This window comes from Rhizobium sp. PAMB 3182, assembly GCF_052908355.1.
The window spans coordinates 3,988,823-4,002,892 of the sequence record NZ_CM128607.1; the positions used below are offsets into that span (position 1 = coordinate 3,988,823).

Consider the following 14,070-nt stretch of genomic DNA (forward strand, 5'->3'; position numbering starts at 1 on the left):
TAGAGATTCCAGATAGTTGCATTACCTATTTGTAATCTTCCCGTTCAGTTACGGTTCATCATTTAGCCGCTAGCTTCGGCTCATCAACAAAGGGAAAGGAAACACCCCATGAAAGCGATATTTGCAGCCCTTATCTCCGCTTCGGTCCTTGGCGCTCCGATGGCTTTCGCCGCTCAGCCGCACATGCAGACGACGACGAAGACCACGTGCCGCGAAAACCCGCGCATGACCGTCTGCAAGGAAACGACCGTCAAGCACAAGAAGAATGGCGAGACGAAGAAAGTCATCAAGAAGTCCTATAAGCGCGGCCACCGCCTCGACCGCCACGACTACCGCGTCGCTTCCCGTGACGAGTGGCGCCGCCATCACCTGAACGCCCCGCCGCGTGGTCAGGAATGGGTGGTCGTCGACGGCCGTTACATGCTGATCAACAGCAGCACGCGCCTGATCATCAGCATCTTCGGCAACTAAGGCCGACCTCACGGAGGCGGATTTCGGTCCGCCTCCAGATTCTCTGAAATCGTTTTCAAAAATTTCTTCGGCAGTGGTTCCCAATCGGATGCGCGCGCACTAGTTTAGCCGCCAAACCGACGAGGGAGGAGACACTCATGGCGTGGCACCCGGCCGAAGACCGATACGAGAAGATGAAGTACAACCGCTGCGGAAATTCCGGCCTGAAGCTGCCGGCGATTTCTCTCGGTCTCTGGCACAATTTCGGCAACGACACACCCCATTCGACCAAGCAGGACATCTGCCACAAGGCGTTCGATCTCGGGATCACCCATTTCGACCTCGCCAACAATTACGGCCCGCCGGCCGGCTCCGCCGAGACCGCCTTCGGCGAAATCCTGCGCAACGACTTCCGTGGCTATCGCGACGAGATGATCATCTCGTCGAAGGCGGGCTACCTGATGTGGCCGGGGCCGTATGGCGAGTGGGGTAGCCGCAAGTACCTGATCGCCTCCTGCGACCAGAGCCTCAAGCGCATGGGCCTCGACTATGTCGACATCTTCTATTCCCACCGCTTCGATCCGGACACGCCGCTGGAAGAGACCTGTGCTGCGCTCGATCACATCGTGCGTTCGGGCAGGGCGCTCTATGTCGGCATCTCGTCCTACAATTCGCGCCGGACGCAGGAAGCCGCGGAAATCCTGAAAAGCCTCGGCACGCCGTGCCTCATCCATCAGCCAAGCTATTCGATGATCAACCGCTGGATCGAGGAGGACGGCCTCATCGACACGCTGAAGTCGCTCGGCATGGGCTCGATCGTCTTCTCGCCGCTTGCCCAGGGCATGCTGACGTCGAAATACCTGAACGGGATTCCCGAGGGTAGCCGGGCGGCCCAGGACAAGTCGCTCAATCCCGACTTCCTGAACGAGAAAAACCTTGAAAACATCCGCGCGCTCAACCGCATCGCCGAGCGGCGCGGCCAGACGCTGGCGCAGATGGCGATTGCCTGGGTACTGCGCGAAGGCCGCATCACCACTGCGCTGATCGGTGCGAGCCGGGCCTCGCAGGTCGAGGATTGCGTCAAGTCGCTCGACAATCCCGATTTCACTGCAGAAGAACTGGCCGAGATCGATCGCCATGCACGCGAAGCGGACATCAATCTGTGGGCCGCGTCCGCCGAACGGAAGGGACCGCAGCGCAAGAAGAAGTAAGATCCAAGGGGCCTTTGGGAGGAGACCTTAATGATACGCAATCCGATCCTGCCGGGGTTCAATCCGGATCCGTCGATCTGCCGGGTTGGCGATGACTACTACATCGCCACCTCGACCTTCGAATGGTTTCCGGGTGTGCAAATCCACCACTCTCGCGATCTGGTGAACTGGCGGCTGGTGCGGCGGCCGCTGGAGCGGGCAAGCCAGCTCGACATGCGCGGCAATCCCGACAGCTGCGGCATCTGGGCGCCGTGCCTCTCCTTTGCCGACGGGCTGTTCTGGCTCGTCTACACCGACGTTAAGCGGCTCGACGGTTCGTTCAAGGATGCGCACAACTATATCGTCACCGCCGCGTCGATCGAGGGCGAGTGGTCCGATCCGGTCTATGTCAATTCGTCCGGTTTCGATCCGTCGCTGTTTCACGATGACCACGGCCGCAAGTGGTTCATGAACATGCACTGGAACCATCTGCCGGTGGCGCACGGCACAATCGGTGGTAACACCGCCTTTGACGGCATTCTGCTGCAGGAGTGGGACGCCGAAACAAAGAGCCTCAAGGGTCCCATCCACAACATCTATGCCGGCACGGATCGCGGGCTCGTCGAGGGGCCGCACGTCTTCAAAAATAACGGCTGGTATTATCTGACCACTGCCGAGGGCGGCACGGGTTACGAACACGCGATCACCTTGGCGCGGTCGCGGTCGATCACCGGCCCCTACGAGACCCACCCGGACAAGCATCTGTTGAGCGCGAAGGGCCATGGCGACGCGCCCTTGCAGCGGACCGGGCACGGACAATATTTCGAGACGCCGGACGGGCGTCCGGGAACGACCTTTCTCTGCGGCCGGCCGCTGTCGCCGCTTCGCCGCTGCACGCTCGGCCGCGAGACGGGGCTGGAGGCCTGTGTGTGGAAGGAGGACGGCTGGCTCTATCCGCTGAGCGGTTCACCGGTCGCGCGGCTGGAAGTGCCGGAACTTTCCGGCGCAGCACAGGTGGAAAAACCCACGGTGATCGAACATGTCTTCGATACGCCCGACCTGCCCGACGATTTCCAGTGGCTGCGCACACCGGCGCCGGAGCGCATCTTCAGCCTGACGGATCGTCCTGGACGGCTTCGGCTCTACGGGCGGGAAAGCATCGGTTCGTGGTTCGAGCAGGCGCTGGTGGCGCGGCGGCAGGAACACCATCGCTTCCGGGCCGAAACCGTGCTGGAATTCTCGCCGGACACCTATCAGCAGATGGCGGGGCTGACGCATTACTACAACCGCAACAAGCTCTTCGCGCTTGCCGCGACGGTGGATGCGGAACTCGGGCCTTGCCTGACGGTGCTTGCCTGCGCCGGCGATCCGTCGATGAAGCTTTCCTATCCCGTCGGCATGGGTATTTCGGTGCCGGACGGGCCGTTGCATCTGGCGATGGAGGTACGGGACAACGATCTGCGCTTCTTCTGGAAGCTGGACGGTTCCGACGACTGGAACGCGATCGGCCCGGTGCTCGACGCAAGCGTCGTCTCGGACGAGGGTGGGCTTGGCGAACACTGCTCGTTTACCGGCGCCTTTGTCGGCATGTTCGCCTTCGACATGACGGGCAGAGGGAAACCGGCCGATTTCAGCCGGTTCCTGTATCAGATCCTCGAGTGAGGTTTACGATTGGCTGCCAAGGCAGTCGTTGAGCGATGTCGCGAGGTTGTGCAGCAGGGTGAAGTAGAGGTCCGGACCGTCGGGAATGGCGGCGCCGAGCGGATCTAGGGTCGAAGCCTTGGCGTTCGTGCCCTCCATGACGACGCTGACGAGCTTCGGCTCGAATTCCGGTTCGGCGAAGACGCAAGTGGCGTTGAGGCTGGCGATCTTGTCCTGGATTTCCTTGATGCGGGCGGCACCCGGGGCAGTCTCGGGGCTGACCGTGATCGAGCCGGCCTCGTTCACTCCGTAGCGCTTCTCGAAATAGTGATAGGCATCGTGGAAGACGATGAAGGGCTTGTCCTTGATGGGCGCCACGATCGTGGTGATCTGCGCGTCCAGTTCGCCGAGCCGCTTTTCAAGCTTGGCCTCGTTGGCGCGGTACTTGGCGGCGTTTTCGGGATCGGCCTTTTCCAGCGTGGCGGCCATGTCGCGGGCAATCGCCTTGGCATTTTCCGGGTCCAGCCACAGATGCGGATCATAGGCGCCATCGTCGTCGCCGTCATCATCCGCCTCGAACGTGCCGCCTTCGCGCGGCTGAAGCTTGATCAGGCCCTTGGCCTCGTCGAGCTGGGTCACGGTCGCGTTGCCGGCGAGAGAGGAGAGCGGCTTTTCCAGGAATGCCTCCAGCGTCGGCCCGACCCAGAAGATGACATCCGCCTTCTGCAGCTTCCCGGCGTCCGACGGCTTCAGCGAGAATGCGTGCGGCGAGGAGGCGCCGTCGACGATGATGCCGGGCTTGCCAATGCCTTCCATGAGGGCGGCAGCAAGCGAGTGGATCGGCTTGATCGAGACCACGACATTCGGTGCGGCTGCGGCCTGGCCGGCGGCAAACAGAATGGCAGCCGAGGCGAAGAGGGAGGTGAGTTTCATGGGAGGCTCCTTGATGAATATGTTATAAAGTTACATATCTTGTGTAATGCTATAACGTATGCGATATGAGCCTGCAAGATTGAATGAGAGCGAATATGCTGAAAAAAATAAAAGGCGATGGCGGGCCGCTTGTCTCGCTCGACAATGCCGGCGTCAGCCGCAATGGCCGCTGGCTGGTGCGCGGCGTCGAGTTCAGTGTCGCGCCGGGTGAAATCGTCACGCTCATCGGACCGAACGGCTCCGGCAAGTCGACGAGCGCCAAAATGGCGATCGGGGTGATGAAGCCGGACGAGGGCAGGGTGACGCGCCGGGCGGGCCTGAAGGTCGGCTACGTGCCGCAGAAGCTCGCTATCGACTGGACGCTGCCCTTGAGCGTGCGCCGGCTGATGACGCTCACCGGGCCGCTGCCGACCGCTGACATCGATGAGGCGATGAAGGCGACCGGTATCGACCATATGGCCGATGCGGCCGTGCAGGGGCTCTCCGGCGGCGAATTCCAGCGGGCGCTGATTGCCCGCGCGATCGCCCGCAAGCCCGACCTCCTGGTGCTCGACGAACCGGTGCAGGGCGTCGACTATTCCGGCGAGATCGCCATCTATGATCTGATCCGCGAGATCCGCAACCAGACCGGCTGCGGCATCCTGATGATCTCTCACGATCTGCACATCGTCATGGCGGCGACCGATACGGTCATCTGCCTCAACGGCCATGTCTGCTGCCGCGGCACGCCGCAGAGCGTCAGCCAGAGCGCCGAATATGCAAGCCTGTTCGGCATGCGCGGCGCGCAGACGCTGGCGGTCTATTCGCACGAGCACGACCACACGCACCTGCCGGACGGGCGCGTGCGCCATGCCGACGGCAGCGTGACGGAACACTGCCATCCCGACGACGGCCATCATCACGATCACGATCATGCCCATGACCACACCGGTCATACCCATGGCGATGGACACGGCCACGATCATGATGGTCACAATCACGGAGAGGGCGCACGCCATGCTTGACGATTTCTTCGTTCGCGCGCTGATCGCCGGTATCGCGGTGGCGCTGATGGCCGGGCCGCTCGGCTGCTTCATCGTCTGGCGGCGGATGGCCTATTTCGGCGACACGATGGCGCATTCGGCGCTGCTCGGCGTCGCCCTGCATCTGATGTTCCAGCTCAACATGGTGGCGGCAGTCTTCGCGGTCGCCGTCGCGATCTCCGTCATCCTCATCCTGCTGCAACGCCGGCAGGCGCTGTCGGCGGATGCGCTGCTCGGCATCCTGTCACATGCGACGCTGGCGATCGGCCTCGTACTCGTCGCCTTCATGACCTGGGTGCGCATCGATCTTCTCGCCTATCTGTTCGGCGACATCCTGGCCGTCAACAAGAGCGACATCGCCATGGTCTGGGGCGGCGGAGCCATCGTCATCGGCTGCATCGTGGCGCTGTGGCGGCCGCTGCTGGCGGCAACCGTCAATGCGGAACTGGCCGAAGCCGAAGGACTGAAGCCGGAACGGGCGCGCTTCCTGTTCATGGTGCTGATGGCGCTCGTCATTGCCATCGCCATGAAGATCGTCGGCATCATGCTGATCACCTCGCTCCTGATCATTCCGGCAGCGACGGCGCGGCGCTTTTCCGCTACGCCCGAGATGATGGCGGTCATGGCCTCGATCATCGGCGTTCTGGCAGTCACCGGTGGCCTCTACGGCTCGCTGACCTATGATACGCCGTCCGGCCCGTCGATTGTCGTCGCGGCGCTGATCCTGTTCCTCTTGTCACTGCTGCCGGTCTCACGCAAACTGTCCCGCAGCCGCTCCGGAGCATGACCATGAACGAGATGATCAAACTGACGAAGAACCAGGAACTGGTGCTGGGCGCGCTGTCCGACGCCGACGGTGCCCTGTCGGCCTACCAGATCCTCGACCTTTTGCGCGATGACGGCTTTCGCGCGCCGCTGCAGGTCTACCGGGCGCTGGAAAAGCTCACCGAATCGGGGCTGGTGCATCGGCTCGAAAGCATCAACGCCTTCATCGCCTGTGCCCATCGCCACAAGGACTGCTGCGGTGGTCATGGCGCCGGCATCGCCGCCTTTGCCATTTGCGAGAAGTGCGGCCATGTCAGCGAGTTTCACGACCATGGCCTTGAGGATCGCCTGACGGCACTGACGCAGGCGAAAAAGTTTGTAGCGACCAAGACGACAGTGGAAATCCGCGGCCTGTGCGAGGCCTGCGCGGCGGCAGCGGCCTGATCCTCGTTTTCTGATTTGACCTCATCCTGACCCTCTCCCCGCAGGCGGGGAGTGGGAATGCCCATGGCCTCCGACAGAGCGAGACGTCAGCGTCTCGCGTTCTTCTCCCCCGCAAGCGGGGAGAAGGTGCCGGCAGGCGGATGAGGGGTGCTTCTGCGGATGCGTCCTTCCCGCTCAATCCAGACGCCGCAGGTCCTTGGCAAACCGCTGCCAGTTGGCGACGTAGTGTGCGGCAGACTTCTTCAGGCCTTCTACAGCGTCCGCGTCCAGCGTGCGGACCACCCGTGCCGGGCTGCCGACAATGAGGGAATTGTCCGGGAACTCCTTGCCTTCGGTCACCAGCGCATTGGCGCCGACGATGCAGTTGTTGCCGATCCTCGCCCGGTTGAGGATGGTGGCGCCCATGCCGACGAGTGAATTGTCGCCGATGACGCAGCCGTGGACGATGGCGCGGTGGCCGATCGTGCAGCCTTCGCCGATCGTCGCCGGCGCGCCGGGATCGGAATGAATGACCACACCGTCCTGGATATTGGTGCGCGCGCCGATCGTCATCGGTTCGTTGTCGCCGCGAAGCACCGCGCCGAACCAGATGCCGACGTCTTCACCGAGGATGACATTGCCGATGACCTGCGCATCTGGAGCAATCCAGTATTTGCCGTCTTCCGGCGTTTTCGGCTGAGTGTTTGCGAGCGCGTAAAGCGGCATGCGATTCCTCCGGCTGCTTTTTCTGTTTATGCGTCGCGGATGCTAGCATCAAAGCGGACAGCGATGAAAACTGGTTTTTTGCCCAGACATGCGCTATCTGGCCGGCCAAAGGATGAACGAATGTACGCTGAAGCCCTGAAAACCGGTCAAAAGATCTTCGCCGTTGCGCCGATGATCGATTGGACTGACCGTCACTGCCGGTTCCTGCACCGGCTGGTGTCGCGTCATGCGCTGCTCTACACCGAGATGGTGGTGGCGGATGCGGTGATCCATGGCGATCGCGAGAGGCTTCTCGGCTTCGATGAATGTGAACATCCGGTCGCGCTGCAGCTTGGCGGTTCGGATGCCGGCAAGCTTGCCGAGGCGACGCGGATCGGCAGCGACTACGGTTATGACGAGATCAATCTCAATGTCGGCTGTCCGTCTGACCGGGTGCAGTCGGGGACCTTCGGCGCCTGCCTGATGAAGGAACCAGAGACGGTTGCCGCCGGCGTTCGGGCGATGAAGGCGGTGACCGGCCTGCCGGTGACGGTCAAGTGCCGGATCGGCGTCGACGACCAGGATCCCGAAGTCGTCCTGCCGGATTTTCTCGAGCGCGTGATCGAAGCCGGTGCCTCCGCCGTCTGGATCCATGCCCGCAAGGCCTGGCTGCAGGGTCTGAGCCCCAAGGAAAACCGAGATATTCCGCCGCTCGACTATGATCTCGTCTACCGGATGAAGCAGCGCTATCCCGACGTCTTCATCGGCATCAATGGCGGCATCCTCTCGCTCGACGAGGCGGAGGCGCATCTTGGGCACATGGACGGCGTGATGCTGGGCCGCGCAGTCTATCATCATGCGGCGATGCTTGCGGATGTCGATCACCGCTTCTACGGCGCAGAAGCGCGCGAAGCGGACTGGACCTTGGTGCGCGACCGGATGATGGCCTATGCGGAAGAGCATATCGGCCGGGGCGGTCGGGTGTCCCATATCACCCGCCACATGGTCGGACTGTTCCAGGGCGTGCCCGGCGCGCGGCGCTACCGGCAGATCCTGTCGACGGACGCCACCAGGCCGGGTGCCGGTCCGGAGGTGATCGCCAATGCCTTTGCCGCGCTCGATCTTTCCCCGGCGGATGCCGTCAGCGCCTGAAGCGTTTCTCCGTTTCGATGAACCCAAATGAAAACGGCGCGTCTTTCGACGCGCCGTTTCGTATTCTGGCTTGTCTGCCGGATCAGCCGAAGCGACCGGCGGCGTGGGCGAGCATGGTGTAGACCTTGCCGGTGTCGGAGGTCAGGTAGCTCTGCGTGATCGACTTGTCCGGATCGCTGCGGGCAACGTCGCCCAGCAGCTTTTCGAAATCGCCGATGTAGCGGTCGACGGCCTTGCGGAATTCCGGTTCCGTCTCGTACTTGCGCTTGATGTTGTCGAAGGTCTGCTGGCCCTTCAGCGTGTAGAGCCGGCGGGTGAAGACGTCCTGCTCGCCGCGCTGGTAGCGGCGCCACAGCTCGACCGAGGCGTCATGATCGATGGCGCGGGCGATATCGACCGACAGCGAGTTCAGCGATTCGACGACGTGCTGCGGGTTGCGTTTGTCGCCGGCCGCGCGGGCCGGGGCTTCGGCGGCGGTTGGACGGGCCGGCTGCTGCTGGGCCGGAGCCTGTGCGTCACGCGAGGCGCCGCGCAGGAGGTCGGAGATCCAGCCGCCCTGCTGACCCTGGGCGGCGGCGGGCGCCGGTGCCGGCGTCTGTACCGTCTGCGCCGGTGTCGGCATGCGCGCCGTTGCCGGTGCTTCTGCCGTCAGTGTGCCGCGCAGGGTTGCCGCGGTGCGGTCGATCTGCGGTGCGGCGGCGACGGCCGGGGCCGGCGCGGGGGCAGGCTGCGGTGCTGCTGCCGTTGCATAGGCACGCGGCTTCGGCTGGCTGACTGTCGGGCCGGAGACTTCCATCTGCTGGCCGGAGCGGCCGACGAGCGAGGCGATGTCCTGCAGCGCCCGGATCTGCTCGGAAACGGCGCGGCGCATGGCGGCAGCGCTTTCCTTGGCTTCTTCCGGAAGGTCGAAGGCGCCACGCTTGAGTTCGCCACGGGTGATGTCGAGCTCGTTGCGGATTTCCTGCGCAGAGCGACGGATGTCATCGGTGGCGCCGGCGAAGCGGGATGCGGCCTCTTCGACGGCCTCGCGCATGGTCTCGCGCAGCCTGTTGGCGGTGTCGGCGGACTTGCGGTCGGCGTCGTCGAGCATCGAGCCGATGCCGGTCAGCGATTCCTGCACGCCGCCACGCAGGCGGTTGGCAAAGCCGCTCGCCATGTCTTCCGCGCCGGCAAAGGCGTTTTCGATCATGGAGGCGAGACCCTGCATGTTGCGCTCGATCTCTTCGGAGCGCTGAACCAGGCCGGTGGACAGGCTGCGCAGGGCTTCCTGGCGTTCTTCCAGCGTGTTGGCGAGGTTCGACTGGGCGGCGCCGAGAAGCTCGGAGGCGCGACCGAGAACCTTGGAGTGGTCATCGAAGCGGCCGACGATCTCGCCGATCTGGGTGAGCGTGTCGCCCGACAGTTGCGCCAGCTTGTCGACCTTGCCTTCGAGCAGGCGGGTGGAGGCAGAGACCATGTCGGTGGCGCGAGCGGCCGTCTCGGTGAAGCGGTTGGACACGCCGTCGAGATGTTCGCTGGAGGACAGGAACTCGGCGCTGGCGCGCTGCATGCTGTCGACGACGCCCGAATTACTCTGGTCGATGCGGTCGACGAGGGCGTCGACGCTTTCGCGCAGGCTGCCTTCCAGTTCGTTGATCGCCTGGGCGGTGCTGTTCGAACGGGACGAGATCGCCTCGATGAGAGCGGCGTTTTCGCTGCGCAGGCGGTCGGCGCTCATCTGTGCGGCCGACGAGATCTGTTCGGCAGCGGTCTGGCCGATTGTCGCATATTCGTCGACGACCGGGCGGGCCTTCTCGTCGATGATGCGGGCAAGCTCGGTGGAGTGCTCGGACAGCAGCGAGTTCAGTTCGCGGCTGCGCTCGTCGATCGAGGAGCGGATTGCCGCGCCGCGGGCTTCGAGCGCCTTGTCGACATCGGCCAGCGAGGCGTCGATCGTGCGGGCGTTCTCTTCGAGGCTCGTGCGGATGCGGTTGGAGCGCTCTTCGAGGGCGCGGTTGACGTTGGAGAGCGTCGAGGACAGTTCCTCGGTGCTCGACAGCAGGCTGGAGCGGATCGAATGGCTGCGATCCTCAAGCGACTGCTCGGCGTCGACCAGCGTCTGGCTGATGCTGGCGATGTGACCGGTGACGACCGTCTCGGCCTCGGCGACCTTGCCGATGATCGAGTTGCCGGCCTCGGCGAAGGTCTGGGCGACAGCGGCTGCCTGGGCGGACAGGCGGTTCTGCGAGTCCGCGACGTTTTCCAGGATCTGGCGGCTGCGGGCCTCGACGTTCTCGGCAAATGCCTCGCTGCGGCCGTGGACCGTTTCGGAGAACTCGGCGCCGGTCGACGAGAGCAGGGCGGCGGTGCGCTCCGCTTCGCTGCCGATCGACTGCGTGGTGTCGAGCACCGTGCGGCGCAAGTCTTCCGACAGCGCCAGGGTCTTGGCGTCGATCGTTTCGGCGGCTTCCTGCAGGTTCGAACGCAGGACATTGTTGAGGTGCTGCGTCTTGGCGTCGATTGTGTCCGCGGTTTCCTGCAGATTGGAGCGCAGAACGTCGTTGATCTGCGTCGTCTTCTGATCGATCGTTTCCGAGGTTTCCTGAAGGTTGGAACGGACGACGTTGTTGAGGCGCGTCGTCTTGTCGTCAAACGTGGCGGCGACTTCGATCAGGCTCGAGCGCAGGGTTTCGGCAAGGGCGGCTGTGCGCTCGTCCATGGCCTGGGTCGTCTCGATGACGGACGAACGCAGCGTGTTGGCGAGACCGGCGGCCTTGCCGTCGATCATCTGGTGGACGCTATTGAGCCCCATTTCTAGCGCGCGGTCCATGGTGCTCAGGCGTTCGTCGATCTTCGACGCGCCGTCTTCCAGGTGGCCGGCAACGCTTGCGACGCTCTGCTCGATGCGGTTCTCGAGGGAACCGAACCGGGTGCCGACTTCCGCTACCGACTGCTCGACGCGGGTCGCTGCCTTGTCCGCGCTCTGGTCGATGAACTTCGCGGCGCTGTCGATACGGGTGTCGATGGCCTTGACGGTGCTGTTGAGCTGTTCGTCGAAGTCCTTGTTGGCGCTGTGGAGGGTTTCGCGCAGCGAAGCCTCGTGGTCGCCGAGCGTGATGTGCAGGGCGGAATTGCCGTCCTTGAGCGCGACAGAGATCGCCTCGCTGCGGTCCTGCAGCGTCGCCTCGATGCGGTCATGCGCGCTCTCGAGCGAATGATCGAGATGGGAGAGGCCGCTGTTGAGGCTGCCTTCCATGCGCGAAAGGTTGTTGGCGAGCGACTGCTCGATGTGTTCGGACGAGGAGCCGAGAACGGTCTCGATACGGTCGGTGGATGCGCCGATGGTCGTTTCGATCCGCTTGGAGCCGGAGGCGAGCATGTCGGAGACGTTTTCGCCGTAAGCGGAAAGCGACTTGTCGAGGCGGTCCTGGCCATCCGAGTAGGCGCTGCGGATGCCGTCGGCCTTTTCGGCGAAGCTTGAGGAAATGCGCGTTTCCGCCTCGTTGACGGTTTCCAGGAGCGTGCTGGTCTGGACTTCCAGCGACAGGTCAATGTTCTGCTGACCGTCGGCAAGCGCCTGGGCGATCGCGCTGGTGCGGCTCTCCATCGACAGCGACAGCTGGGCTGCTGCTTCGTCGATCGTTTCGCCGATCACGTGCGCCTTGCTCGTCAAGGTTTCGCCAAGGCGTGCATGGCGGTCGTCGAAGCGCTTGAGCAGCGAGTCGCTGCGGTCGGACAGGATTTCCTCGATGCGCTGCTGCGAGCCGGAGAGGACGGATGCGAGCTCCTCGGTGCGGTTTTCCATCGCGGTGTCGAGCGCGGCAGCACTGTTCTCCATGGCCGCTGCGGCGCGGCTGGAGGTGCTTTCGATCGTCCGGGTGATGTTTTCCGTCTGGCTCTGCATGGCGGCGTCGAACAGCGACTGGCCGTTCTGCAGGGCGGACGAGAGGGCGGCCGACTGGTCGGAGAAGGACTGCGTCAGTTCCGACATGCGGTCGTCGAAGATGGTGGCGAGCTGGCTGATGGTGCCCTGCAGACGGCCTTCGATCATGCCCGAGCGGATGTCGAAGTCGGTGAAGGCGTCTTCGGCGCTGGCCTGCAGGTTCTGGCGGAAGCTCTGCGACTTGTCTTCGAGCTGCGTGTTCAGGCTGTTGAGAACGCTCTCCAACGTGCCGGAAATCGTGCGGCCGCCATCGGTCAGCGTGTCGTTGATTTCCTTGGTGCGGGCCATCAGCGATTCATTGAACTGCTGGGCGCGTTCCATCAGGGCGGCGTTCAGCTTTTCAGTGTTGGCGTCGAGCGTCGAGGCGCGGGTCTCGAACTGGGTCAGCAGTTCCGATCCGCGCGTGGAGAGCTTCTCGGCAAGCGAATCCAGGCGGTTGTCGAACTCGTTGGTGAGTGCGTAGCCGGAATTGTTGATGACGTCGAGCAGCGCGTCGGCGCGCTCGGAGAGCAGCGAACCGATGTCCTGCGTGATCGCGTCGGACTTTTCCATGAGTGTGGCGACGCGGGTGTCGATCAGCGAGGCGAAGGCTTCGCCGGACGTTGCCAGGCGGACCGAGATTTCCTCGGTTGCCAGCGACAGGTCTTCCTTGAGCTGCTCGTGGGAATGAACGATCGACGAGCGGATGCGTTCGGCGTGGTTGACGATCGCTTCGCGCTCCGAGCCGAGCTCGTGGACGAGGCCGCGTACGCGCATCTCATTGTCCGAGAAGGAGCGTTCCAGTGCCGAGACTTCGGAATGAACCATGGATTCCAGCTCGGTGGCGCGGGCGATCGTGCGCTCGATGCTTTCGTTCATGGCGGAGACTTCGCGGCGCACGGCCTGGCCGACGGTCATGATGCGGTCGGCGGACGAGGTTTCCGGCTCTGCGAGGCGGATGGCGATCTCGGCCATCGAACGCGCGGTATTGCGCAGATCCTGGGCGCGCGCCATCATCAGCGCAAACGCGAAGAACATGATGACGGGAATGACGGTGATCAGCACAATGGCGATGGCGCCGGGCAGGGCCATGAAGCCGGCGGCGGAACCGACCTTCCACATGTCCGAACCATAGACCAGCTGTGCGAGGCCGACGCAGGCGACGACCCAGACGAGCGAAACGATGACGGCATTCAGAATGGCCGAACCTGCCGCCGTTCCTTCCAGCGAGCGCATGATGGCCGCCGGGTTGCGGCGGCTGCGGTCGTTGGCGGGTGCAAGCGACGGGGACTTGGGTTGGGTCGCGGCACGGCGCGGCGCCTCGGCGGCCGGGGCCGGCGAAGGTTGCTGCCGCGGCTGGGCGCGCTGCGCTGTCGACTTGTTGCCCGCGGCGGCTACCGCGTCGTCTTCGTCATCGAAATCGATCTTCAAGGCGTCATCGAGAGCCTTGAACGCTGCATCATCAAGGGAGCCGCTGGATTTCTTGTTCGCCATTCGATTACGCCTCACTCCAAATCGGTCGGCATCATGCACCGGCCAGGCATCTCTGTACTTTCACATTCCGTCCGGCGGCTGATGCGGCCGGATCCCATATGGAAGTGACAAAAGAGAAGCTTCTGCTTCATATGTCACAGCCGTCAAGCAACATTCTGGCACCGATATGACCGAAGCTCGTGTTTCCCAAGCTTTTTTCACTGGTCGGTGCGGCGTGCCAATCCGGTTGATCCAAACAGTATCGTACTGACACATTCATATCGAAGACACAATCAACCCCCCGGTCGCGCGGCAGGGTCACTGCTGGTCGTTAACACTTTATAAACAATCCTTAAGCCCAAAAACACTAGGAAATACGGGCACTCACACTTTGTTAACCATATCGCCAAAAACA

General features: G+C 63.3%; 10 protein-coding genes. 7 read left to right on the forward strand and 3 right to left on the reverse strand.

Features of this window, described 5'->3' with window-relative positions; genetic code table 11:
* The first annotated feature begins 108 nt into the window (after nt 1-108).
* The 3 genes from ACU5AZ_RS19105 to ACU5AZ_RS19115 all read left to right on the forward strand — a co-directional run bounded on the left by ACU5AZ_RS19105 (nt 109) and on the right by ACU5AZ_RS19115 (nt 3,302).
* A complete protein-coding gene (locus ACU5AZ_RS19105) occupies nt 109-471 on the forward strand; it encodes an RcnB family protein (protein WP_446823895.1) in 363 nt (120 codons plus the stop codon).
* A gap of 137 nt (nt 472-608) precedes the next feature.
* The gene (gene mgrA, locus ACU5AZ_RS19110; protein ID WP_446823896.1) at nt 609-1,661 is read left to right on the forward strand and encodes an L-glyceraldehyde 3-phosphate reductase; all 1,053 of its coding nucleotides are present in this window, start codon (nt 609-611) and stop codon (nt 1,659-1,661) included.
* A 30-nt stretch (nt 1,662-1,691) separates the two neighbouring features.
* Complete coding sequence (locus ACU5AZ_RS19115) at nt 1,692-3,302, forward strand: glycoside hydrolase family 43 protein (protein ID WP_446823897.1); 1,611 nt, start codon at nt 1,692-1,694, stop codon at nt 3,300-3,302.
* 3 nt (nt 3,303-3,305) lie between these two features.
* Here ACU5AZ_RS19115 and ACU5AZ_RS19120 read toward each other — a convergent pair whose 3' ends face one another.
* Nucleotides 3,306-4,214 carry a zinc ABC transporter substrate-binding protein gene (locus ACU5AZ_RS19120; RefSeq protein ID WP_446823898.1) on the reverse strand — a complete coding sequence of 303 codons (909 nt, stop codon included), beginning with the start codon at nt 4,212-4,214 and terminating at the stop codon, nt 3,306-3,308.
* Nucleotides 4,215-4,309: 95 nt separating this feature from the next.
* On the opposite strand from ACU5AZ_RS19120, the gene ACU5AZ_RS19125 reads away from it, so the two are divergent.
* From ACU5AZ_RS19125 to ACU5AZ_RS19135, 3 genes are read left to right on the forward strand one after another with little or no spacing between them, the layout of a single operon-like run.
* Entirely contained in the window at nt 4,310-5,218 is a 909-nt protein-coding gene (locus ACU5AZ_RS19125) for an ATP-binding cassette domain-containing protein (protein ID WP_446823899.1), read from the forward strand.
* Nucleotides 5,211-6,023, forward strand: coding sequence for a zinc ABC transporter permease subunit ZnuB (gene znuB / locus ACU5AZ_RS19130; RefSeq protein ID WP_446823900.1), 813 nt, complete (start codon nt 5,211-5,213; stop codon nt 6,021-6,023). Before ACU5AZ_RS19125 ends, znuB begins: the two co-directional genes overlap by 8 nt.
* The gene (locus ACU5AZ_RS19135; RefSeq protein WP_446823901.1) at nt 6,020-6,445 is read left to right on the forward strand and encodes a Fur family transcriptional regulator; all 426 of its coding nucleotides are present in this window, start codon (nt 6,020-6,022) and stop codon (nt 6,443-6,445) included. Before znuB ends, ACU5AZ_RS19135 begins: the two co-directional genes overlap by 4 nt.
* A gap of 174 nt (nt 6,446-6,619) precedes the next feature.
* On the opposite strand, the gene ACU5AZ_RS19140 is transcribed toward ACU5AZ_RS19135, so the two are convergent.
* A complete protein-coding gene (locus tag ACU5AZ_RS19140; RefSeq protein ID WP_446823902.1) occupies nt 6,620-7,150 on the reverse strand; it encodes a gamma carbonic anhydrase family protein in 531 nt (176 codons plus the stop codon).
* A 120-nt stretch (nt 7,151-7,270) separates the two neighbouring features.
* On the opposite strand from ACU5AZ_RS19140, the gene dusA reads away from it, so the two are divergent.
* Entirely contained in the window at nt 7,271-8,281 is a 1,011-nt protein-coding gene (gene dusA / locus ACU5AZ_RS19145) for a tRNA dihydrouridine(20/20a) synthase DusA (RefSeq protein ID WP_446823903.1), read from the forward strand.
* Nucleotides 8,282-8,363: 82 nt separating this feature from the next.
* On the opposite strand, the gene ACU5AZ_RS19150 is transcribed toward dusA, so the two are convergent.
* Complete coding sequence (locus ACU5AZ_RS19150) at nt 8,364-13,676, reverse strand: apolipoprotein A-IV repeat region-like domain-containing protein (protein ID WP_446823904.1); 5,313 nt, start codon at nt 13,674-13,676, stop codon at nt 8,364-8,366.
* Between the last annotated feature and the right edge of the window lie 394 nt (nt 13,677-14,070).

Excerpts from the sequence above, each read along its gene's own strand:
- ACU5AZ_RS19105 (WP_446823895.1), top strand. The coding sequence starts at position 109 with ATGAAAGCGATATTTGCAGCCCTTATCTCCGCTTCGGTCCTTGGCGCT.
- mgrA (WP_446823896.1), top strand. The coding sequence starts at position 609 with ATGGCGTGGCACCCGGCCGAAGACCGATACGAGAAGATGAAGTACAAC.
- ACU5AZ_RS19115 (WP_446823897.1), top strand. The coding sequence starts at position 1,692 with ATGATACGCAATCCGATCCTGCCGGGGTTCAATCCGGATCCGTCGATC.
- ACU5AZ_RS19120 (WP_446823898.1), bottom strand. The coding sequence starts at position 4,214 with ATGAAACTCACCTCCCTCTTCGCCTCGGCTGCCATTCTGTTTGCCGCC.
- ACU5AZ_RS19125 (WP_446823899.1), top strand. The coding sequence starts at position 4,310 with ATGCTGAAAAAAATAAAAGGCGATGGCGGGCCGCTTGTCTCGCTCGAC.
- znuB (WP_446823900.1), top strand. The coding sequence starts at position 5,211 with ATGCTTGACGATTTCTTCGTTCGCGCGCTGATCGCCGGTATCGCGGTG.
- ACU5AZ_RS19135 (WP_446823901.1), top strand. The coding sequence starts at position 6,020 with ATGACCATGAACGAGATGATCAAACTGACGAAGAACCAGGAACTGGTG.
- ACU5AZ_RS19140 (WP_446823902.1), bottom strand. The coding sequence starts at position 7,150 with ATGCCGCTTTACGCGCTCGCAAACACTCAGCCGAAAACGCCGGAAGAC.
- dusA (WP_446823903.1), top strand. The coding sequence starts at position 7,271 with ATGTACGCTGAAGCCCTGAAAACCGGTCAAAAGATCTTCGCCGTTGCG.
- ACU5AZ_RS19150 (WP_446823904.1), bottom strand. The coding sequence starts at position 13,676 with ATGGCGAACAAGAAATCCAGCGGCTCCCTTGATGATGCAGCGTTCAAG.